Source organism: Amycolatopsis sp. NPDC114505 (assembly GCF_055633615.1).
Window position 1 is genome coordinate 742,540 of the sequence record NZ_JBVKDV010000003.1, and the last position, 21,122, is coordinate 763,661.

The 21,122-nt window shown below is 72.1% G+C and carries 21 protein-coding genes; 12 read left to right on the forward strand and 9 right to left on the reverse strand.

The window, feature by feature from the left end:
• Nucleotides 1–7 precede the first annotated feature (7 nt).
• On the forward strand, nt 8–805 hold the full coding sequence (locus ACZ7OU_RS32705; RefSeq protein ID WP_470258172.1) for a hypothetical protein: 798 nt from the start codon (nt 8–10) through the stop codon (nt 803–805).
• Nucleotides 806–1,176: 371 nt separating this feature from the next.
• Here the strand turns inward: ACZ7OU_RS32705 and ACZ7OU_RS32710 are convergent, their stop codons facing one another.
• Entirely contained in the window at nt 1,177–2,220 is a 1,044-nt protein-coding gene (locus ACZ7OU_RS32710) for a ferrochelatase (protein WP_470258173.1), read from the reverse strand.
• Nucleotides 2,221–2,306: 86 nt separating this feature from the next.
• Between ACZ7OU_RS32710 and ACZ7OU_RS32715 the strand changes: the two genes are divergently transcribed.
• On the forward strand, nt 2,307–2,888 hold the full coding sequence (locus tag ACZ7OU_RS32715) for a TetR/AcrR family transcriptional regulator (RefSeq protein WP_470258174.1): 582 nt from the start codon (nt 2,307–2,309) through the stop codon (nt 2,886–2,888).
• A gap of 69 nt (nt 2,889–2,957) precedes the next feature.
• Nucleotides 2,958–4,118, forward strand: coding sequence for a Cmx/CmrA family chloramphenicol efflux MFS transporter (locus ACZ7OU_RS32720; protein ID WP_470258176.1), 1,161 nt, complete (start codon nt 2,958–2,960; stop codon nt 4,116–4,118).
• A 3-nt stretch (nt 4,119–4,121) separates the two neighbouring features.
• On the opposite strand, the gene fabI is transcribed toward ACZ7OU_RS32720, so the two are convergent.
• Both fabI and fabG read right to left on the reverse strand, forming a co-directional pair.
• The gene (gene fabI, locus ACZ7OU_RS32725) at nt 4,122–4,889 is read right to left on the reverse strand and encodes an enoyl-ACP reductase FabI (RefSeq protein WP_470244299.1); all 768 of its coding nucleotides are present in this window, start codon (nt 4,887–4,889) and stop codon (nt 4,122–4,124) included.
• Between the two features lie 34 nt (nt 4,890–4,923).
• A complete protein-coding gene (gene fabG, locus ACZ7OU_RS32730) occupies nt 4,924–5,628 on the reverse strand; it encodes a 3-oxoacyl-ACP reductase FabG (RefSeq protein WP_470258177.1) in 705 nt (234 codons plus the stop codon).
• 184 nt (nt 5,629–5,812) lie between these two features.
• On the opposite strand from fabG, the gene ACZ7OU_RS32735 reads away from it, so the two are divergent.
• From ACZ7OU_RS32735 to ACZ7OU_RS32765, 7 genes are all read left to right on the forward strand, one after another.
• Nucleotides 5,813–7,156, forward strand: a complete 1,344-nt coding sequence (locus ACZ7OU_RS32735) for an MFS transporter (RefSeq protein ID WP_470258178.1) — start codon at nt 5,813–5,815, stop codon at nt 7,154–7,156.
• A gap of 7 nt (nt 7,157–7,163) precedes the next feature.
• Complete coding sequence (locus ACZ7OU_RS32740; RefSeq protein ID WP_470258179.1) at nt 7,164–7,832, forward strand: response regulator transcription factor; 669 nt, start codon at nt 7,164–7,166, stop codon at nt 7,830–7,832.
• Between the two features lie 4 nt (nt 7,833–7,836).
• Nucleotides 7,837–9,228 carry a sensor histidine kinase gene (locus ACZ7OU_RS32745; RefSeq protein WP_470258180.1) on the forward strand — a complete coding sequence of 464 codons (1,392 nt, stop codon included), beginning with the start codon at nt 7,837–7,839 and terminating at the stop codon, nt 9,226–9,228.
• Nucleotides 9,225–10,169, forward strand: coding sequence for a TAXI family TRAP transporter solute-binding subunit (locus tag ACZ7OU_RS32750; RefSeq protein ID WP_470258181.1), 945 nt, complete (start codon nt 9,225–9,227; stop codon nt 10,167–10,169). The genes ACZ7OU_RS32745 and ACZ7OU_RS32750 overlap by 4 nt, the downstream gene beginning before the upstream one ends.
• Nucleotides 10,170–10,185: 16 nt before the next feature.
• Nucleotides 10,186–10,608, forward strand: coding sequence for an acyl-CoA thioesterase (locus tag ACZ7OU_RS32755; RefSeq protein ID WP_470258182.1), 423 nt, complete (start codon nt 10,186–10,188; stop codon nt 10,606–10,608).
• A gap of 4 nt (nt 10,609–10,612) precedes the next feature.
• A complete protein-coding gene (locus tag ACZ7OU_RS32760) occupies nt 10,613–11,080 on the forward strand; it encodes a tRNA (cytidine(34)-2'-O)-methyltransferase (RefSeq protein ID WP_470258183.1) in 468 nt (155 codons plus the stop codon).
• A gap of 84 nt (nt 11,081–11,164) precedes the next feature.
• On the forward strand, nt 11,165–11,674 hold the full coding sequence (locus ACZ7OU_RS32765; RefSeq protein WP_470258184.1) for a hypothetical protein: 510 nt from the start codon (nt 11,165–11,167) through the stop codon (nt 11,672–11,674).
• A gap of 1 nt (nt 11,675) precedes the next feature.
• Here the strand turns inward: ACZ7OU_RS32765 and ACZ7OU_RS32770 are convergent, their stop codons facing one another.
• The 4 genes from ACZ7OU_RS32770 to mobA all read right to left on the reverse strand — a co-directional run bounded on the left by ACZ7OU_RS32770 (nt 11,676) and on the right by mobA (nt 15,462).
• On the reverse strand, nt 11,676–12,656 hold the full coding sequence (locus ACZ7OU_RS32770) for a VWA domain-containing protein (protein ID WP_470244308.1): 981 nt from the start codon (nt 12,654–12,656) through the stop codon (nt 11,676–11,678).
• Between the two features lie 73 nt (nt 12,657–12,729).
• The gene (locus tag ACZ7OU_RS32775; RefSeq protein WP_470244309.1) at nt 12,730–13,677 is read right to left on the reverse strand and encodes a DUF58 domain-containing protein; all 948 of its coding nucleotides are present in this window, start codon (nt 13,675–13,677) and stop codon (nt 12,730–12,732) included.
• 6 nt (nt 13,678–13,683) lie between these two features.
• Nucleotides 13,684–14,757 (reverse strand): AAA family ATPase, encoded by a 1,074-nt coding sequence (locus ACZ7OU_RS32780; protein ID WP_470244310.1) that lies wholly within the window; start codon nt 14,755–14,757, stop codon nt 13,684–13,686.
• 159 nt (nt 14,758–14,916) lie between these two features.
• Nucleotides 14,917–15,462, reverse strand: coding sequence for a molybdenum cofactor guanylyltransferase (mobA, locus tag ACZ7OU_RS32785; RefSeq protein WP_470244311.1), 546 nt, complete (start codon nt 15,460–15,462; stop codon nt 14,917–14,919).
• Between the two features lie 27 nt (nt 15,463–15,489).
• Here mobA and ACZ7OU_RS32790 point away from each other — a divergent pair, with 27 nt between their 5' ends.
• Nucleotides 15,490–15,888, forward strand: coding sequence for a DUF1801 domain-containing protein (locus ACZ7OU_RS32790; protein ID WP_470244312.1), 399 nt, complete (start codon nt 15,490–15,492; stop codon nt 15,886–15,888).
• 3 nt (nt 15,889–15,891) lie between these two features.
• Here the strand turns inward: ACZ7OU_RS32790 and ACZ7OU_RS32795 are convergent, their stop codons facing one another.
• Nucleotides 15,892–16,602, reverse strand: a complete 711-nt coding sequence (locus ACZ7OU_RS32795; protein WP_470258185.1) for an SAM-dependent methyltransferase — start codon at nt 16,600–16,602, stop codon at nt 15,892–15,894.
• A 43-nt stretch (nt 16,603–16,645) separates the two neighbouring features.
• Complete coding sequence (locus tag ACZ7OU_RS32800) at nt 16,646–17,956, reverse strand: NlpC/P60 family protein (RefSeq protein WP_470259018.1); 1,311 nt, start codon at nt 17,954–17,956, stop codon at nt 16,646–16,648.
• 331 nt (nt 17,957–18,287) lie between these two features.
• Here ACZ7OU_RS32800 and ACZ7OU_RS32805 point away from each other — a divergent pair, with 331 nt between their 5' ends.
• Entirely contained in the window at nt 18,288–21,119 is a 2,832-nt protein-coding gene (locus ACZ7OU_RS32805) for an aconitate hydratase (protein WP_470258186.1), read from the forward strand.
• Nucleotides 21,120–21,122 lie beyond the last annotated feature (3 nt).

Here is a 21,122-nt window from a genome sequence, read left to right on the forward strand (position 1 = left end):
GGGCGTCGTGTGCCGTCCCAGTGCGACTTTCGCCGTCTGGTCGTCCGCGTGGCTGAACGGAGCCGCGGCGTCCGACGATGTCCTCGACGCCCTGCTCGCGTGGGGTGAAGCCCACGACGTCGTGGCGGCCGACGCGGCCGCGGCGGAGGCGTTCACGCTGCCGCTGGCCTTCAACCGCGCGGCCACCCCGGTCCAGCTGCTCATGGCCCTGCGTTCGCAGGGAGCGAAAAGCATGTGGCTGGTGCTCCCGGTCCCGGGCGACGTCCGCGGCCTCGGCGGCGGCGGGCCGTTCGCGGAGGCGGCGCTGCGCGCGGGTGACGCGGTGGTCCTCCCGGAGCTCGGTTTCGGGCTGGTGCCGCAGCCGATCGCCGAAGGGCTGGTGCGCTGGACGGTGTTCTCCCTGCCCGCGGCGGTCACGCCCGAGTACGTCGGCCTGGGCGAAGCGGAGCACGGGCTGACGGACGCGATCCGCAACAGCGCCGGCGCGCTGCAGGCGCTGGACGTGGCGTCGGATCGGCCGGGAGTGCGGGCCGAGCTGTCGGCGCACCTGCGGTCGCGCCCGGACGTGGACTGGCCCGCGGGCACGCCGGCGCGGGCGTTGCGGGTGCTGCAACGGGCGGAGGAGATCGCGGCGATCCTCGCGATCGCATCGTCCGACGACCCGGGCGGAGCGCTGTCGGCTTCGGCATCGTCGTTGCGGGCTCAGGCTTTGCGGCCGCTGTCGGACGCGGTGCGGACGGCCCGGTGCGCGTCGGTCAACGAGGCCGTGCGGGTGTTCGCGGAGCAGACGGCCCGAGAAGGCTGAGCCCGGGAGTCCTCGGCTCAGTGGATCTTCCGCTTACTGGCTGCCCCGGCCGCGGAGGCATCGGCGTCAGCCACGCTCAGTCCGCCAAGGACTGCCACACCCCGGGTGCCGGCCGGGCTTAGCCCGCCAACCGCAGCCGCACCCCGGCGTCAGCCGCGGCCAGCCCGCCCAGCATAGCCGCACCCAGGCGTCAGCCACACTCAACCAGCCAACCACTGCCGCACGCCGGCGCTGGCGTCAGCCGCGCTCAGCCCGCCAAGGACTGCCACACTTCCGGCACCGGCCGGGCTCAGCTCTGCCAACCACTACCGCACCCGGCATCAGCCGCGCTCACCCCGCCAACCACAGCCGCACCCCCGGCGCCGGCCGAACTAGCGGGCCGGGCGCTTGGCCGGCTCGCAGCAGGCCACCGCGCACGCCTCACCGTTCACCGTGCAGCCCGCCGCCGGGAACGGGGACAGCTTGCGCGGTGTCACCCCGTGCGTGTGCTCGCGGACCAGCTCCACCACCAGCTCCGCGAACCGGGGGTCCGCACCCGCCGTCGCCGCGCGGGCGAACGCCATTCCGTGCTCCGCCGCCCGCTCGGCCGCCTCGTTGTCCAGGTCCCAGATCACCTCGAGGTGGTCCGACACGAACCCGATCGGCGAGACGACCACCCCGGTGACTCCCGAGGCGTGCAGCGCGTCGATGTGGTCGACGATGTCCGGCTCCAGCCACGGCACCTGCGGCGGCCCTGACCGCGACTGCCACACCACGTCGTATTCGGAGATGCCCGCCTCGGCCGCGACCAGGCGCGCCGCTTCCGCGATCTGGCGGGAGTACCGGCGGCCGCCCTCGATCGGCGGGCCGGATGCCAGGTCCGCGCTCGACGGGACCGAGTGCGCCGTGAAGACCGTGCGGATGCCGGGCGCGTCGCCCAGGGACGCGTGCGCCGCGCGGACGCCGTCCGCCACCGCCGAGACGAACAGCGGGTGGTCGAAGAACTGGCGCAGCTTCACCAGTTCGGGGGCATCCGAGCCGACCGCCGCGCGGGCGCGCACGATGTCCTCGTCGTACTGGCGGCACGCCGAGTAGCCGCCGTACGCGCTCGTCGGGAACACCAGGATCCGCTTCGCGCCTTCCGACGTCAGCGACGCCAGGGTGTCCTCGACCATCGGGTGCCAGTTGCGGTTGCCGAAGTGCACCGGGAGGTCGATGCCGGCGGCCGCGAGCTGCTTCTCGACCGCGGCCATCGCGTCGCGGTTCAGCCGGTTGATCGGCGATACGCCGCCGAAGTGCCGGTAGTGCTCGGCGACTTCGAGGAGCCGTTCCCGCGGCACGCCCCGGCCCCTGGTGACGTTTTCGAGGAACGGCATGACGTCGTCAGGCCCTTCCGGACCGCCGAACGAAAGCCACAGCAACGCGTCGTATCCCACCCCGTCATCTTGCCGATGTGGCGGCCCGCACGCTGACGCGGGGCCGTTATGAATCGACCAGTACAAAACCCTGGTAGCCTCGTCCCATGGCCAGGCCACGGGAGTTCGACGAGACCGCCGCCGTCGAGAGCGCGATGCACGCGTTCTGGACGCGCGGCTACGAGGCGACCTCGACGCAGGACCTGTGCGAGGCCACCGGGCTCGGGCGCAGCAGCGTCTACAACACCTTCACCAGCAAGAAAGCCCTGTTCCAGCGGACCCTGACGCACTACAGCGCCCAGGGCCTCGCCGGCCGGAAAGCCGTCCTCGATGGACCGGGCACCGCCGCCGACCGTCTCGCGGCCATGTTCGACGACCTCGTCGACGACGAACTGGAGCACGGCCGCCGCGGCTGCCTCGTCGTCAACACCCTCGCCGAGCTCGGCACCCCCGACGACGAGGTCGGCGCCGCCCTGCGGAACGACACCGAAAAGCAGCTGGCCCTGCTCACCGGGTGCGCCCGGGAGGGCGTCCTCGACGGCAGCCTCCGGGACGGCCGCGCGCCGGCCGACGTCGCCGAGTTCCTGCTCGGCACCATTTCCGGGCTCCGGGTGATGTCCCGCCGCGGCGCGAGCCCCGAAGCGATGCACGCCGTCGCCGATCTCGCCCTGTCGGCGATCACCCGATAGAGCACACCCACACCACAACCAGCTGCCGCACGAATTTTGTACTGATCGATCCACAACTTAGGAGGACCCGTGCCCCTGGCCGTCTTCGTCCTCGGGCTCAGCGTGTTCGCGCTGGGCACGTCCGAGTTCATGATCACCGGCCTGCTCCCCGGGATGGCCGCCGACCTCGGTGTCACCATCCCCGACGCCGGGCTGCTGATCTCCGCCTTCGCGATCGGCATGGTCGTCGGCGCGCCGCTGCTGGCGATCGGCACCCTGCGCCTCCCCCGCCGCCGGACGCTCCTCGCGCTGCTCGTGGTCTTCTTCGGCGCGCACGTCGTGGGCGCGCTCTCCACCGGGTACGCGCTGCTCTTCGCGACGCGGGTGGTGGCCGCGCTCGCCTGCGCGGGCTTCTGGGCCGTCGCCGTGGCGACGACGATCGCGCTGGTGCCCGTCGAGCGTCGCGGCCGCGCGATGGCGGTGCTGGTCGGCGGGCTGACCGTGGCCAACATCGCCGGCGTCCCCGCGGGGACGTTCATCGGCCAGCACGCGGGCTGGCGGACGGCGTTCTGGGCGGTCGCGGCGGTGACGCTGCTGGCGGCGGCCGGGGTGGCCGCGCTGGTGCCGGAGACGACCGGCGGTGGGATGAGCGTCCGCACCGAGCTGCGGCTGTACCGGCGCGGCCGGGTCTGGCTCGCACTCGGCGTGATCGCGTTGTGCCAGGCCATGATCTTCGCCGCGTTCAGCTACCTCGCACCGCTGCTGACCGAAACGGACGGTCTGCCGGAGGCGTGGGTGCCGGGCGTGCTGGCCCTGTTCGGCGTCGGCGCGCTCGTCGGCATCACGGCCGGTGGGCGGCTGGCCGACCGCCGCCCGTTCGCCACGCTCTACGGCTGTGTCGGGCTCGCGCTGGCGGCCCTGGTCGTCCTCGCGACGACCACCGACGCCGTGGTCGCGGTGGCGGCCGTGCTCGTCTTCGGGGCCGCCGGGTTCGGCGCCAACCCGGCGCTGAACGTCCGCACGTACGCCGTGGCCGGCGGCTCGCCGACGCTCGTCGGCGCGAGCACGACGGCGGCGTTCAACGTCGGCAACACCATCGGCCCCTGGCTGGGCGGCGTCGCGATCGGCGCCGGCCTGGGTTTCCCGAGCGTGGCGTGGACGGGCCTCGCGCTCGGCGCCGCGACGCTGGTGGCGCTCACGGTCGCGGTCGTCGTCCAGCGGAACGACGACCGCGAACCGGTGACCGTGTGAGGCTCAGATCCCGAGGAAGTGGACCCCGCCGTCGACCATGATCATCGAGCCGGTGGTGGCGGGGAGCCAGTCCGAGAGCACCGCGCAGACGCTCTTCGCCACCGGGTCCGGGTCCGTGCTGTCCCAGCCGAGCGGCGCGCGCTCGCCCCAGCCGTCCTCCAGGTCGACGAAGCCCGGGATGGACTTGGCCGCCATGGTCTTCATCGGGCCCGCGCTGACCAGGTTGACGCGGATGCCCTGCGGCCCCAGCTCCTTGGCCAGGTACCGGTTGACCGACTCGAGCCCGGCCTTCGCGACGCCCATCCAGTTGTAGACCGGCCACGCGACGCGCGCGTCGAAGTCCATGCCGACGTACGACGAACCGCGCCCCATCAGCGGCAGGCACGCCTTCGCCAGCGACATGTACGAGTACGTCGAGATCTCGATCGCCGTCTTGACGTCCTCGGCGGGCGCGTCGAGGAACGGCGCGCCGAGGCACGTCTGCGGGGCGAAGCCGATCGAGTGCAGCACGCCGTCGAGGCCGTCGACGTGCTCGCGGACCTTGTCGGCGAGGCCGTCGAGCTGCTCCTGGTTGGTGACGTCCAGCTCGATCACGGGCGCCTCTTCGGGAAGCCGCTTCGCGATGCGCTCGACGAGCGACATCCGGCCGAAGCCGGTCAGCACCACCTTCGCACCCTCCTGCTGCGCGATCTTGGCCGCGTGGAAGGCGAGCGACGCGTCGGTGATGATGCCGGTGATCAGCAGGCGCTTGCCTTCGAGCAGTCCGGGCACGGGTCCTCCAAGTCTTGGTTCGGGTGAACGGAAATCAGTGGCCGAGGCCGAGGCCGCCGTCGACCGGCAACACCGCGCCGTTGACGTAGCCGGCCTCGTCGGAGGCCAGGTAGCGCACCGCGGCGGCGATCTCCGACGGCTCCGCGTACCGGCCGGAGGGCACCTGCGCGAGGATCTGCTTCTTGCGGTCCTCGGACAGCTCGTCGGTCATGTCGGTGTGCACGAACCCGGGAGCGATGACGTTCGAGGTGATGTTGCGCGAACCGAGCTCACGGGCCAGCGAGCGCGCGAAGCCGACCAGGCCCGCCTTCGACGCCGCGTAGTTGGCCTGGCCGGCCGAGCCGGAGAGCCCGACCACCGAGGAGATGAAGACGAACCGGCCCCACTTGCCGCGCAGCATGCCGCGGGAAGCCCGCTTCGCGACGCGGAAGGCGCCGGTCAGGTTCGCGTCGACCACGCGCTCGAACTGCTCGTCGCTCATCCGCATCAGCAGCGTGTCGTCGGTCAGCCCGGCGTTGGACACCAGCACCTCGACCGGGCCCTGGTGCTCCTCGACGAGCTTGAACGCCGCGTCGACCTGTTCGGTGTCGGTGACGTCCGCCTGGACGCCGAACAGGCCCTCGGGCGCGCCCGAACCACGGTGCGTGACGGCCACCCGGTGTCCCTGCTCCGCGAGGTCCCGGGCGATCGCCAGACCGATGCCCCGGTTGCCCCCGGTGATCAGAACCGACCGTCCCACAGTGTTCTCCCTCTTCGTCGACCGTGCGCTGATGTCGGGCACGAGGTTATCGGCAGCTCCGCCGGGCCGCGCACCCGCGCCCGGGGTGCCGGTGACCGTCCTAAGCCCGTGTAAGGAACTGCCCTCCGACCTTGCTGGTTACCCGCTGGTTGGTCACCGTGAGTCGCAACACAGGAGGTCGACGATGACAACCCGGATCAGCGGCACAGGCGCGGACGCCGTCAGCGAGAAACGCGTTATCGGCAACGTTTTGCGCGGCTCCATCGGCAATCTGGTCGAGTGGTACGACTGGTACGCCTATGCGGCGTTCACCACATACTTCGCCAAGTCGTTCTTCCCGACGACCGACACCACGGCCGCGTTCCTCGGGACCGCCGCCGTGTTCGCCGTCGGGTTCCTCATGCGCCCGCTCGGCGGCTGGATGCTCGGCCGGTTCGCCGACCGGTTCGGCCGCCGCAGCGCGCTCGTGCTCTCGGTGACGTTGATGGCGGGCGGCTCGCTGCTCATCGCCGTCACGCCGAGCTACCACACCATCGGGATCGCCGCGCCGATCCTGCTGCTGATCGCGCGGCTGATCCAGGGCCTCTCGGTCGGCGGCGAGTACTCCACCTCGGCGACGTACCTGTCCGAAGTGGCCACACCCGGCAAGCGCGGCTTCTACTCGAGCTTCCAGTACGTGACGCTCTACGGCGGCCAGCTCCTGGCGCTCGGCCTGCAGCTCATCCTGCAGGCGATCCTCACCGAGCAGCAGCTGACGGCATGGGGCTGGCGGATCGCGTTCGGCGTCGGGACCGTCGCCGCGCTCACCGTGATGTGGCTGCGCCGCGGGATGGACGAGTCCGAGAGCTTCAGGCGCGAAGCCGGCGAGAGCGCGACGACGGGTGAACGCGGCACGCTGCGCACGCTGGCCAAGTACCCGAAGGAGATCGCGCTCGTCGTGGGGCTGACCCTCGGCGGCACGGTGGCGTTCTACACTTTCGCCACCTATAGCCAGAAGTTCCTCGAGAACACCGCCCACATCCCGCGGCGCACGGTCACGATCATCCTGTTCTCGGCGATCCTCCTGGCCGCGATCCTGCAGCCGCTGGCGGGCCGGCTGTCCGACCGGATCGGCCGCCGTCCGCTGCTGCTGTTCTTCGGCATCGCGGGCACGCTGCTGACCGTCCCGATCATGACGATCATGGGCTCGACCCGGAACCCGGTCGGCGCGTTCTTCCTCGTCCTGGCCGGGCTCGTCGTCGTGGCGGGCTACACGTCGATCAACGCGATCGTGAAGGCCGAGCTGTTCCCGACGAAGATCCGCGCCATCGGCGTCGGCCTGCCCTACGCGCTCACCGTCGCGATCTTCGGCGGCACCGCCGAGCTGATCGCGCAGGCGCTGAAGAGCGCCGGGCACGAGTCGGTGTTCTTCTGGTACGTCGCGGGCTGTGTCCTGGTCTCCCTGATCGTCTACGGCACAATGCGGGAAACCTCGAAGACCTCCGAGCTCGAAGAACGCCCCGAGCCGGTGGGCGCGGGCGAACGCTGAGAAGGGGATGGCCGTGCGCGTGCTCCTCGTCGAAGACGACGCGGGGGTCGCGGGCGCCCTCGCGGAGTCGCTGCACGCGCGCGGTCATCCCGTCACCAGCGTCGGCCGCGGTGCCGACGCCCTGCACCGCCACCGCGACGCCGACCTCGTCCTCTTGGACCTCGGACTGCCCGACCTCGACGGACTCGACGTCCTGCGCAAGATCCGGGCGGTCTCGCCGGTGCCGGTCATCGTGCTGACCGCCCGCGGCGACGAGCGGTCCATCGTGCGTGGCCTGCGCCTCGGCGCCGACGACTACCTGACCAAACCGGTGCGGCTGGCCGAGCTGCTCGCCCGGATGGACGCCGTCGTGCGGCGCGCGGTGGCCCGCGAGGCACCCGCCGGCGACGTCGTGCGCATAGAGGACGTCGAGATCGACCTCGGTGCCCGCCGGGTCCTCGTCGCCGGCCACGACGTCGGGCTGACGACCAAGGAGTTCGAGATCCTGGCCGTGCTCGCCGCGCGTCCCGGGACCGCGGTCAGCCGCCAGCAGCTGATGGACGAGGTCTGGGGCGACGCCTACCTCGCGGTGTCGCGCTCGCTCGACGTCCACCTGACCGGCCTGCGCGCGAAGCTGGACCGGCCGGGCCTGCTCACCACCATCCGCGGCTTCGGCTACCGGCTCGGCCGGGACTGACCCCGTGCGCACCCGGCTGCTGGTCGTCCTGGTCGCCCTGGCACTCGCGGTGGTCGCCGCGTTCGCCGTGCCGCTGCTGCTGTCCACCGCCGAGCAGCGCACCCAGCAGCTGGTCATCTCCCGCACCGCCGACGTCGACCGGTTCGTCGTGCTGGCCCAGCAGGCCGTCGACACCCACGACTCCGCCGCCCTCGTGGCCGACGCGGCCCGCTACGCCGATCTGTACGGCGAAGGCGTCGTCATCGTCGACGCCCGGCGCGCACCGCTGGTGCAGGCCGGCGGGCTGACCGCGGCCGACCCCGCGGTGCACGCGCTGGTCGAGGCGACCATGCGCAACGAGCCGGCGCCGCAGGTCGGCCGGCTCGGCCCGTCGTCGGCCGAACCGGCGTACTTCGCGCGGCCGGTCGGCACCGGCACCCGGGTGTCCGGCGTGGTCGTGCTGCGGGCGTCGGTGACGGCGGCGGCCGCGGACGTCGCCACCCGCTGGGGCACGATCGGCGCCGGGGCGCTGCTGGTCGCGGTGGTGTTCGTGCTGCTCGCGGTGGTGCTGGCCCGCTGGATGGTGCGGCCGCTGCACGAGCTGGAGACCGGGGTCCTCGCCGTCGCCGCCGGGCACCGCGCGCACGTCCCCGAACGCACCGGGCCGCGGGAGCTGCGGGTGCTGGCCGGCGAGGTCAACCGGATGTCCGAAGCCGTGCTCGAAGCGGCCGACCAGCAGCACCGGCTGGTCGCCGACGCCTCCCACCAGCTGCGCAACCCCATGGCGGCGCTGCGGCTGCGCGTGGACTCGCTCGCCGGCCGGGTCGAGGGCGACGAGGCCACCTACCGGGCGACCGTGGCCGAGGTGGAACGCCTCGAACGGCTGCTCGACGGGCTGCTGGCCCTCGCGCTGGCCGAGAGCACCGCGACGCGGGTCGCGGCCGGGGGCGCGGACGAGTCGTGCGACCTCGCCTCGGTGCTCGCCGAACGCGTCGACGCCTGGCGCCCGTCCGCCGAGGACGCCGGTGCGACGCTCGTGCCGCCGCCCGGGCACGACGAGCCGGTGACCGTCCGCTGCCCGGAAGGCGAGCTGGCCCAGATCCTCGATGTTCTGCTGGACAACGCCGTCCACTACGCCGGCCGCGGCGCGAAGATCACCACGGACTGGGAAAGCGGTGCGGAGACGGCGACCCTCGTCGTCCGCGACGACGGACCCGGACTGTCCACTGAGGACCGCGCGCGGGCGACCGAGCGGTTCTGGCGCGCGGGCGGCGAAGGCGCCCCGCGCGGGACCGGGCTCGGGCTCGCCATCGCGCACCAGCAGGTGCGCACCCGCGGCGGGGTCCTGGAACTGCGCCAGGCGGAGCCGCACGGGCTCGAAGTCCGCGTCACCCTGCCGCTGGAGGTGCCACGATGAGGTGCACCCGCCGCACCGCCCTGCTCGGCGGTCTCGGCCTGGCCCTGGCCGGCTGCTCGACGTCCGGCTACGGCGGTCCGGACCGGACGCTCACCATCGCGGCCGGCGAGCGCGGCGGGTTCTACCTGGCCTTTGCCGAACTGCTGGCCGCCGAGCTGAGCCGGGTCGAGCCGCGGCTGCACGCCACCGCCGTGCCCACCGAGGCGAGCGTCGCCAACGTCAGCCTGGTCCGGAGCGGCCAGGCCGATCTCGGGCTGGTGCTCGCCGACGTCGCCCAGACCGCGCTCGCCGGGAACGCGCCGTTCACCGCGAAGGTGCCGCTGCTCGCGCTCGGCCGCGTTTACGAGAACTACCTGCAGCTCGTCGTGCGCGCGGACGGCCCGGTGCACCGCCTCGCCGACCTGGCGGGACGTCCGGTGTCGCTCGGCGCGAGCGGGTCCGGCGCGGCCCAGCTCGGCGAGCGGCTGTTCGCGAAGGCGGGGATCACGGTCGACGCCCGGCACCTGCTCTTCGACGACGCCGTCCAAGCACTGGCCGCCCGGCGGATCGACGCCATGCTGTGGTCCGGCGGGGTGCCGACGCCGAAGCTCGCGGACCTCACCCGCACGACACCCATCGCCCTGCTCCCCCTGGATTCGGTGGTGCCCGCGCTGCGGGCCGCGTACGGGCCGGTGTACGACCAGGTCCAGGTGCCCGACGGGGCGTACCGCGGGGTCGGCGCGCTCGGCACCATCGGCGTGGCGAACCTGCTGGTCTGCTCCCCCGCCCTGCCCGGCGACGTCGCCTCGGCGATCGTCCGGCTGCTCGTGGAACGGGCGACCGACCTCGTGCCCGCCGAGGCGGTCGGCACGCAGTTCCTCGACGTGCGGACGCTGATCGGCACGCAGCCGGTGCCGCTGCAGCCGGGCGCGGCGGCCGAGTACCGAGCGTTGCACGGCTGAGCGCTAGATTGGGCCGGTGACCGAACCCCGCCACCGAGTCGTCGAGATGCCGCTGCGCGTGCGCTACCACGAGTGCGACGGCCAGGGCATCGTCTTCAACGCCCACTACCTGGCCTATGTGGACATGTGCGCCTTCGAGGCGGAGAAGGCGCTCTTCGGTTCGCACGACGAGTTCCTGGCCCACCGCACGGACGTCGTGGTGGCGGAGGCGAACCTGAAGTTCCGCTCGCCGGCCCGCTATGACGACGACCTGGTCGTCTCGCAGTACCTGGCCCACCTCGGGACGACGTCGCTGATCTTCGACTTCGAGATCCACCGCGGCGAGACGCTCGTCGCGGCCGCGAACGTCCGGTACGTGTTCATCGACCCGGCGACGCTGCGTCCGGCGGCGCCGCCCGAGGCGGTCCGCAAGGTGTACGCGGACCTGCTCGGGGACTGAGCCCGTGTTCCGCATTCTCTTCCACCAGCCCGAAATCCCGCCGAACACGGGCAACGCGATCCGGCTCGCGGCGAACACGGGGTGCGAGCTGCACCTGGTCGAGCCGCTGGGGTTCACCCTGGAGGACAAGCAGCTGCGCCGGGCCGGGCTCGACTACCACGACCTCGCGCGCGTCCACGTGCACGCGTCGCTGTCGGCGGCGTGGGAAGTGTTGCTGCCGGCCAAGGTCTACGCGTTCAGCGCGTCGGCGACGCGGCTGTACACCGACGTCGCGTACGCACCCGGGGACGTGCTGATGTTCGGGCAGGAGTCGGTGGGGCTGCCCGCTTCGGTGCAGGAGGCCCCGGAGGTGACCGACCGCGTGCGGCTGCCGATGCTGCCGACCAGCCGGTCGCTCAACCTGGCCAACACCGCGGCGATCACGGTCTACGAGGCCTGGCGGCAGAACGGGTTCGCGACCCCGGGCGCGTGAGGCCGCCACGCGATCGCCGCACCGGCCGGTCGCTCGGCGGAACGGGTTCGCGGGCGCGTGATCACCCTCCGGTAGGTTCGCCGGATGCGACAGCAGTTCCTGGGGGCGCTCATCGGCGCCGCGTTCGGCACCGTGTTCGTCCTCGTCAACTCCGGCGACCCGCTCCCCGCGGCGATCGGCTGGGTGCTGCGCGCCCTCGCCGTGGCCGCGCTGGCGGCGGTGGTGGTCCTCGGCGTCCGCGCCGGCGGGCGGCCGACGCTCGAAGACCGGCCGATGTTCGGGCCGAGCTACCGGGTCATCGTGATCGGCGAGGTGGTGCTGCTCGTCGCCGGGTTCTTCGTGCTCAGCCTGCTGGACGCGCCGGTGCAGGCGAACGTCGCGTGGATCGCGACCGTCGTCGGCCTGCACTTCGTCGCGCTGGCCTCGGCGTGGAAGGCGCGCTCGATCCTGGTGATCGGGGTGGCCTTGACCGTGCTGGGGGTCGTCGGGCTCGCTCTGCTCGGCACCGCCGCGGCGTGGGTCCCGTTCGTGAGCGGTGTGCTTTCCGGCGTGACCCTGCTCGGCGGAAGCCTCTACGGCGTCCGCCGAGCCTGAGTCACGGGAGCCGCTGGCCGAAGAACAGGCTGGCCGCCGCACCCATCATGAGGATCAGCGTGCCCACGACCACCCACGGCTTGCTCGCGTCGGCGTCCTTCAGCTCGTAGCCGATCTGCTCGCCGAGGTCCGCGTAGACCTTCTTCAGCTCCTCGGCACTGGCCGCCTTGTAGAAGTCGCCGCCCGAAAGCCGCGCGATCTCCCGCAGGGACTCGTCGTCCACGCTGACCGGCTGGGCCTTGCCGTCGATGTCGACCGAGCCGTGGGTCGTGCCGAACGAGATCGACGAGATCGGCACGCCGGCCTGCTTCGCCGCCTGCGCCGCCGTGTAGCCGCCGCGCGCCGCGTACAGGTCCTCGGGCACCGTCTGCTTGCCGTCGGACATCAGCACCACGCGGGCCGGCGGCGGTCCGTCGGCCCCGCCCACCACGCTGGAGAAGCTCTCCACCGACTGCAGGGCCGCGAAAATACCCTCGCCGGTCGCCGTCGACTGGGCCAGCTTCAGGTTCTCGATCGCCTTGATCACGCCGTTGCGGTCGGTGGTCGGGTTGACCAGCACGGTCGCCGTGCCCGCGAACGAGATCAGGCCCAGGTTGATCCCCGGGGTCATGTTCCGCGCGAACTGCGTCGCCGCGTCCTGCGCCGCCTTCAGCCGCGTCGGCGCGACGTCGGTGGCCTCCATCGACAGCGACACGTCGATCACGAGCATCACGGTCGCCCGGTTGCGCGGCACCTTCTGCTCGGCGGTCGGCCCGGCCAGCCCCACGGTCAGCAGCAGCAGCGACAGCACGATCAGCACCGCCGGCAGGTGCCGCACCCAGCCCTGGCTCTTCGGCGCGACCTTGTCCAGCAGCGCCAGGTTCGCGAACCGCATGGTCCGCTTCCGCCGCGCGCGCTGCGCCAGCACGTACCCGATCGCGACCGCCGCGACGGCGATCAGCAGCAGGAACCACCACGGCGCGCTGAACCCCGTCAAACTCATGCGCACACCTCGCTGACGCTCGGTGCCGCCTGAGCCGGAAGCGCTGTGTTGAATGGTTCGGTCGCAAGCTCCCTCACGCGACACCCCCCGACCAGCGGCGCTTGCGGGCGACGACGAACCGCACCATGTCGGCGATCCAGTCGGCGTCCGTGCGCAGCGTCAGGTGCGCCGCACCCGCGCGCCGCAGGCCGGCCGCCACCGTCTGGCGGTGGGCGTGGGCCGCGGCCCCGAACTCCTTGCGCAGCAAGGCCGACGCATGCACTTCGCGCTGTTTCCCTGTCTCCGGGTCGGCCAGCACGACGGTCCCCACCTCGGGCAGGTCGACGTCGCGCGGGTCGAGGACTTCGATCGCGATCAGTTCGTGGCGCCCGCCCAGCGCCCGCAGCGGCCGCTCCCAGGACGTGTCGCCCAGGAAGTCGGAGATCACCACGGCCAGGCCACGGCGGCGCGGCGGCCGGCGCAGCGCCTCCAGGGCCTCGGCGAAGTCCCCCCGCGTGCCCTCGGCCGCCCGCGGTGTCTCGGCCAGCCTCCGCACCAGCCCGCGGGCGTGCGCCAAGCCGCCCCGCGCCGGGATGCGGGTCGTCTCGGCGCCGGTCGACACGAGCGCGCCGATCCGGTTGCCGCCGCCCCCGGTCAGGTGGGCGACCGCCGCGACCGCGCAGACCACCAGGTCACGCTTCTCGCACAGCGCCGTCCCGAAGTCGAGGCTCGCCGAGAGGTCGGCGACGACCCACGTCTCCAGCTCGCGGTCGGCCACGGTCTCGCGGATGTGCGGGGTCGTGGTGCGGGCGGTGACCGCCCAGTCCATCCGGCGCACGTCGTCGCCGGGCTGGTACGGCCGCGCCTCGCCGGGCTCGGACCCCGGCCCCGGCACCAGGCCGAGGTGGTTGCCCTGCAGCAGCCCGTCGAGCCGCCGGCGGACGTCCAGCTCCAGGGTCCGGAGGCCGGCCTCCAGCCGTTCGCCGCGCAGCACCGGCGGCGCCCACGAAGGGCGGGGCGTGCCCTTCTCGTTCTTCGCCATCGCCGGCTACCTGACCGGCGCGCCCGCCGGGACCGGGCCGCCCTGGCCGGCCCCGCCCTGCGGCCGGGCCGAGACCTGCGGCAACGGCACGGTCTGCAGCACGCGCGTGATGATGTGGTCGATGGGCACGCCGTCGGCGAGCGCGTCGTAGGACAGCACGAGCCGGTGGCGCAGCACGTCCGGCACGACGTCGACGACGTCCTGCGGCAGCACGTAGTCGCGGCCGCGGACCAGGGCCAGCGCCCGCGCGGCCGCGATGATGCCGAGGCTCGCGCGCGGCGAGGCGCCGTAGGACACCCAGCCGGCGACGTCGGCGAGGCCGTGCTCGTTCGGCGTCCGCGTGGTCAGGACGAGCCGGACGACGTAGTCGACGAGGGCGTGGTGCACGAACACCTGCGCGGCGACGCCCTGCAGCCGGACCAGCTCGCCCGGGCTGAGCACCTCGTGCGGGGTGGGCGGGGTGACGCCCATCCGGTAGATGATCTCGCGCTCTTCCTCGGCCGTGGGGTACTCGACGAGGATCTTGAACAGGAAGCGGTCGCGCTGCGCCTCGGGCAGCGGGTAGACGCCCTCGTTCTCGATCGGGTTCTGGGTGGCCAGGACGAGGAACGGGTCGGGCATCGGGAAGGTCTGCCCGCCGATCGACACGTGCCGCTCGGCCATCACCTCGAGCATCGCCGACTGCACCTTCGCCGGCGCGCGGTTGATCTCGTCGGCGAGCACGAAGTTCGCCACGACCGGGCCGAGCTCGACGTCGAAGCGCTCGGCGCCCTGGCGGTAGATCCGGGTGCCGAGGATGTCCGCGGGCACCAGGTCGGGGGTGAACTGGACGCGGGAGAACGAGCCGCCGACGACCCGGGCGAACGTCTCCACCGCGAGGGTCTTCGCGACGCCGGGCACGCCTTCGAGCAGCAGGTGGCCCTTGGCCAGCAGGCCGACCAGCATCCGCTCGACCAGGCGGTCCTGCCCGACGATGATCCGCTTGACCTCGAACACGGTCCGCTCCAGCAACTGGGCGTCCCGGGCCGGCGTCCCGGGCTGCTGCCCGTTCCCGCCCTCGGCGTAGCCGGGCTCGGTCACTCTGCCTCCTTGAAAGTCCGTGCGCCGCCCCCGCGACGGTGATCACGCGGTGCGACCGTACTGCGTCCCCCGGTCGTCCGTCCGTCCGGCACGCGGACGCACGCGTTGGCCCCTGAGTAGCCAACACCTTCTTCGGTGTGACATCTGTGAAGCAGGCGATCAGCGGTGGCGCTCGAGGTCCTCGGGGGTGTCGATGTCGTCCGCTTCGCCCCGTTCCGCCGGAATCTCGGTGACGGTCAGTGCGCCCAGCACGCGCCGCAGCGCCGCGTTCTCCAGCCGCTCCGGCAGCGCCGCCTTCAGCGCGGCGACCCGCCAGGCGCCGAGCAGCCACTGCCGGGACCCGCCGGCGTCCACGAGCACGGCGCCGTCGCCGTCGCCGAGTGCCGTGACCAGGCGGTCCACTGTGGACCGGCGGACGCCCGGGAGGTCCGCGGCCAGCACCGCGACCACCTCGACGTCGTCCGGGACGAACGCGAGCCCGGCCGCCAGCGCCGCCACCGGCCCGGTGCCCGGCACCGGTTCCCGCGTCCACACGACGTCGAAGCCGGACCGCCGCGGGCCGACGGCGATCACCCGTTCGGCGCCTTCCAGCGCGTGGATCGCGCGGGCGAGCAACGGTTTCCCCCCCACCGACAGGGCCGGCTTGTCCACACCGGACAGTCTGCGGGCCGAGCCCCCGGCCACCACGATCCCCGCGTACCGCATCCGGGGAATCTAACCCATACTGGACGCGTGTCCTACACCGTCGAACCGCGCGTCGACGCCTACATCGACGCCCTGCCCGAGTGGCAGCAGGCGCTCTGCCGCGAGGTCCGCGAGCTGGTCCACGCCGCGGACCCCGACGTCGTCGAGACCATCAAACGCACCCGCCAGCCGTACTTCGTGCTGGACGGCAACATCTGCGCCCTGCTGGCGGCGAAGGACCACGTCAACGTGTTCGTCTACGACGGCGGCATCGTCCCGGACCCCGAGGGCATCATCACCGCCGGGCACGGCAACAAGACCGCCCGGACCGTGGCCTTCCGCGAAGGCGAGACGGTCAACGCGCCCGCGCTCACGGCGATGTTCCGGCAGATCATCGCGAACAACCGGGCCGGCGGCTGGCGCAAGCTCAAGCGCGAGCAAGCCTGACCGTCAGCGGGCCAGCACGAGGTAGGCGAGCCCCAGTACACCCCGGTAGTCGCGGACGTACTCGCGCAGCCGGTGGTCGAGCCACTCCCGTACCTCCGGTGCCCGCGGGTCGTCCGGGTGCGCCGCCTGCCACTCTTCCCAGCCGGCGCGGGACGTCGACTCGAAGTCGTCCCATTCGAGCTGGTCGGCCGTGCTGAGGTGCCGCACGCGCCAGCCGGCGCCGGCCGCGGCATCCACGAGTTCCGGCAGGGTCAGTGTGTCGGGACCGAAGATCTCCAGAGCCGCCGAGCTCGGCGGGGCCGCCCAGAAGCCGTCGCCGTAGAGCAGCCTGCCGGACGGCACCACCCGGGCGAGCCCCTCGAGCGCCGCCTTGGTCGAGCCGAAGATGTGCGCGGCCCCGATGCATAAGGCCCGGTCGACGGGGACGTCCCAGGTCGCGGCGTCCGCCTCGGTGAAGTCCACCGTGAGGCCCCGTTCCGCCGCCGCGGCCCGCCCGCGCTCAAGACCGGTCGCGTCGGTGTCGACGCCGGTCACGCGCAGGCCGGGCGCCCGGGCCGCGGCCCGCAGCGGCAGCTCACCCCAGCCGCAGCCGAGGTCGACGAGGTGTCCCTCCCCCAGGTCCATCCGGTCGAGCAGCAGCTCCGCGTGGGGCTCGGACAGGGGCGTGTTCCAGCGCATCCGGGTGCGCCGAAGCGCGTTCAGCTCATCATCCACACCGGCGATCCTGGTGGCCGGCGGCGACGGCGTCGAACGGATTTCAGCCGATCAAGCGGGTCGCGTACGGCATGATCCCGCCGTAGCGCACCGCCGCGATCCGGACCCGCAGGCCGGACTGCGGTGCCTCGACCATCTGCCCGCCGCCGAGGTAGAGCGCGACGTGGTGGATGCCGCCCGCGCCGCCCCAGAAGAGCATGTCGCCGCGGCGCATCTGCGACAGCGGCACGCGCCGCCCCGCCGTGTACTGGTAGCCGCTGTAGTGCGGCAGGCCCCGGACCCCGGCGAACGCGTAGATCATCAGGCCGGAGCAGTCGAAGCCGATCTTGTTGTAGTCGCCGTAGCGGTCGGCGACGCCGCCGTCGCGGATGCCGCGGGTCGGGCCGCTCGCGTTGCCGCCGCCCCAGGCGTACGGCAGGCCGATCTTCGACAGCGCCCGGGCGATGACCGCCTCGATCGACGAGCCGGCCGGGCCCGCCGCGGGCTTGCTCGCCGGGCGGCCGCCCCCGCCGGACGAGCCGAGCGCGGCCTGGCGGGCGCGCTCGTCGTCCTCGCGCTGCTTCTGGGCGAGCCAGTCCTGGTAGCGCTGCCGCTGGCCCTGCAGGCCGTTGACCTTGGACTGGGCGGTGAACAGCTGCTGCTCGACGTCGGACTTGGTGTTCTGGAGCTGGGTGTTCTGCGTCGCCTGGCTGTCCTGGGCCGAGATGGCCCTGGACTGCGCCGAGTCGGCGCTGCTCTTCGCCTCGCGCGCGGCGTCCTGCTTCTGCTGGGCGATCTCGGCGGCCTTGCGGGCCGCGGCGTCCTTGTTCGACTTCTCGGTCTGCGCCTGCTGGAGCCGGTCGAGGGCGTTGAGCCGGTCGCCGCCGACGGCGTCGAGCAGCTGCGCGCGGGCCAGCATGTCCTTGGGGCTGTCAGCGCTCAGGTACGCCGAGAGCGAGCCGACCGTGCTGCCCTGCTGGAAGCTCGCGGCGGCGAACGACTTCAGGTCGTTGCGCGCCTTCTCGATGGCGCCGGCCGCCGCGTCCGCCTCGGTCCGGGCGGCCTTCGCGTCGTTCTCGGCCTGCGCCGCCGCGTCCTGCGCGGACTGCAGGTCGACCAGGGCCTTGTTGGCCTCTTCCTGCTTGAGCTCGACGTCGTCCTGCAGCTGCGACAGCTTCTGCTCGGCCTGGGCCAGCTGGTTGGTCAGCCGACCGACTTCACCGGCCTTCGCGTTGGCGTCGGCCTTGCTGTTGTTCAGCTCGGAGTCGCTCGGGTTGGGCGGCGGCGGTGGCGCCGCGAGGCCCGTGCCGCCGGCCCCGAACAAGATCACCAGGGTGAGCGCGCTCACGGTGAGTCCCCGGCGGGTCCGCGGCACCTCCGGACCCCCACGCCGTCCCGCCACGACCGCCCACCTCCGCTCACCTGCGCACATCGCGCGTCACTGCAGTCACACCACTATCACAAGCATCACCGGAAACTTACACACCGTAGGCACCAATTCCCCTTATTGAGGGACCCCCGGCGCGGATGGCGCAGCCCACACCGCGTGTCGTCTTGAACCCCAAACAGGACGCGCGTACTGTTTGGGGCACCGCGAGGTGTGCCATCCCGAATCCGGTCCTACGGTGGGGGTGCGCAAGACTCGCCACCACCGAACCCGACCGAACTGACCTCAGGACTCGACCGCCGCACCGGCGCGGAAGTCCATGCCACTGGAGTTAGACGTGACCGCACCTGCCAGCAAGGACAGCTTCGGCGCCAAAGACACGCTGAAGGTCGGCGACGCCTCGTACGAGGTGTTCCGCCTGAACAAGGTCGAGGGCGCCGAACGGCTGCCCTACAGCCTGAAGATCCTGCTCGAGAACCTGCTGCGCACCGAAGACGGCGCGAACATCACCGCCGACCACATCCGCGCGCTGAGCTCGTGGGACCCGTCGGCCGACCCGTCGATCGAGATCCAGTTCACGCCCGCCCGCGTGATCATGCAGGACTTCACCGGCGTCCCGTGCGTCGTCGACCTCGCCACCATGCGCGAGGCCGTCACCGATCTGGGCGGCGACCCCGACAAGGTCAACCCCCTCGCGCCGGCCGAGCTGGTCATCGACCACTCGGTGATCATCGACGTCTTCGGCCGCCCCGACGCCTTCGAGCGCAACGTCGAGATCGAGTACGAGCGCAACCGCGAGCGCTACCAGTTCCTGCGCTGGGGCCAGGGCGCCTTCGACGAGTTCAAGGTCGTCCCGCCGGGCACCGGCATCGTGCACCAGGTCAACATCGAGCACCTCGCGCGCACGGTGATGTCCCGCAACGGGCAGGCCTACCCCGACTCCTGCGTCGGCACCGACTCGCACACCACCATGGTCAACGGCCTGGGCGTGCTGGGCTGGGGCGTCGGCGGCATCGAGGCCGAGGCCGCCATGCTGGGCCAGCCGGTCTCGATGCTCATCCCGCGCGTCGTCGGCTTCAAGCTGACCGGCGAGATCCCGGCGGGCGTCACCGCCACCGACGTCGTCCTCACGATCACCGAGATGCTGCGCCGCCACGGCGTGGTCGGCAAGTTCGTCGAGTTCTACGGCGAGAGCGTGTCCGCGGTGCCGCTGGCCAACCGCGCCACCATCGGCAACATGAGCCCGGAGTTCGGCTCCACCGCGGCGATCTTCCCGATCGACGAGGAGACCGTCCGCTACCTCAAGCTGACCGGCCGCTCGGCCGAGCAGGTCGCGCTGGTCGAGGAGTACGCCAAGCTCCAGGGCCTCTGGCACGACTCGTCGCGTGAGGCGGCCTACTCCGAGTACCTCGAGCTGGACCTCTCGACGGTCGTCCCGTCGATCGCCGGCCCGAAGCGCCCGCAGGACCGCATCGAGCTGTCGGACGCGAAGTCGGCGTTCCGCAAGTCGATCCACGACTACGTGGACGGCGAGGACACCACGCCGCACACCAAGATGGACGAGGCTTCGGAGGAGTCCTTCCCGGCCAGCGACGCCCCGTCGCTGTCGTTCGCCGAGGACGACGCCGCGCCGGTCACCAGCTCCGCCGCGAACGGCGCGTCGGGCCGCCCGAGCAAGCCGGTCAAGGTCTCGACGTCCGACCGCGGCGAGTTCGTCCTCGACCACGGCGCCGTGGTGATCGCCTCGATCACCTCCTGCACCAACACCTCGAACCCGTCGGTCATGCTCGGCGCCGCGCTGCTCGCGCGCAACGCCGTGGACAAGGGCCTCGCGGTGAAGCCGTGGGTCAAGACGTCGATGGCGCCGGGCTCGCAGGTCGTCACCGACTACTACACCAAGGCCAACCTGTGGCCGTACCTGGAGAAGCTGGGCTACCACCTGGTCGGCTACGGCTGCACCACGTGCATCGGCAACTCGGGCCCGCTCTCGGACGAGATCTCCGCGGCGATCCAGGAGAACGACCTCACCGCGGTCTCGGTGCTCTCGGGCAACCGGAACTTCGAAGGCCGGATCAACCCCGACGTGAAGATGAACTACCTCGCGTCGCCGCCGCTGGTCATCGCCTACGCGCTGGCCGGGACGATGGACTTCGACTTCGCGAACCAGCCGCTGGGCCAGGACAGCAACGGCACCGACGTCTTCCTGAAGGACATCTGGCCGACGGCGCAGGAGATCCAGGAGACCATCGACTACGCGATCACGCAGGAGATGTTCACCAAGGACTACGCCGACGTCTTCGACGGTGGTGAGCGCTGGAAGGCACTGCCCACCCCGGAGGGCAAGACCTTCGAGTGGGACGCCGAGTCCACCTACGTCCGGAAGCCCCCGTACTTCGAGGGCATGACGCCGGAGCCGTCGGCGGTCACGGACATCTCGGGCGCGCGCGTGCTGGCGAAGCTGGGCGACTCGGTCACCACCGACCACATCTCCCCCGCCGGGGCGATCAAGCCGGGCACCCCGGCCGCGCAGTACCTCACCGAGCACAACGTGGACAAGAAGGACTTCAACTCCTACGGCTCGCGGCGCGGCAACCACGAGGTGATGATCCGCGGCACGTTCGCGAACATCCGGCTGCGCAACCAGCTCCTGGACGACGTGCAGGGCGGCTACACCCGCGACTTCACCCAGGACGGCGCCCCGCAGGCGTTCATCTACGACGCGGCCCAGAACTACGCGGCGGCCGGCATCCCGCTGGTCGTGCTGGGCGGCAAGGAGTACGGCTCGGGTTCGTCGCGCGACTGGGCGGCCAAGGGCACGTCGCTGCTGGGCGTCCGCGCGGTGATCACCGAGTCGTTCGAGCGCATCCACCGCTCGAACCTGATCGGCATGGGCGTCATCCCGCTGCAGTTCCCGCAGGGCGAGTCGGCCTCGTCGCTCGGCCTGGACGGCACCGAGACGTTCGACATCTCGGGCATCACGGCACTCAACGACGGCGACACGCCCCGCACGGTGCACGTCACCGCGACTCGCGGCGACGGTACGAAGGTGGAGTTCGAGGCGGACGTCCGCATCGACACCCCGGGCGAGGCGGACTACTACCGCAACGGCGGCATCCTGCAGTACGTGCTGCGGAAGATGACGCAGGCGTAAGGG

Coding starts and splice junctions, on each gene's coding strand:
- ACZ7OU_RS32805 (WP_470258186.1), top strand. CDS start 18,288: ATGCCACTGGAGTTAGACGTGACCGCACCTGCCAGCAAGGACAGCTTC.
- ACZ7OU_RS32735 (WP_470258178.1), top strand. CDS start 5,813: ATGACAACCCGGATCAGCGGCACAGGCGCGGACGCCGTCAGCGAGAAA.
- ACZ7OU_RS32765 (WP_470258184.1), top strand. CDS start 11,165: ATGCGACAGCAGTTCCTGGGGGCGCTCATCGGCGCCGCGTTCGGCACC.
- ACZ7OU_RS32770 (WP_470244308.1), bottom strand. CDS start 12,656: ATGAGTTTGACGGGGTTCAGCGCGCCGTGGTGGTTCCTGCTGCTGATC.
- ACZ7OU_RS32750 (WP_470258181.1), top strand. CDS start 9,225: ATGAGGTGCACCCGCCGCACCGCCCTGCTCGGCGGTCTCGGCCTGGCC.
- ACZ7OU_RS32775 (WP_470244309.1), bottom strand. CDS start 13,677: ATGGCGAAGAACGAGAAGGGCACGCCCCGCCCTTCGTGGGCGCCGCCG.
- ACZ7OU_RS32740 (WP_470258179.1), top strand. CDS start 7,164: ATGGCCGTGCGCGTGCTCCTCGTCGAAGACGACGCGGGGGTCGCGGGC.
- ACZ7OU_RS32715 (WP_470258174.1), top strand. CDS start 2,307: ATGGCCAGGCCACGGGAGTTCGACGAGACCGCCGCCGTCGAGAGCGCG.
- mobA (WP_470244311.1), bottom strand. CDS start 15,462: ATGCGGTACGCGGGGATCGTGGTGGCCGGGGGCTCGGCCCGCAGACTG.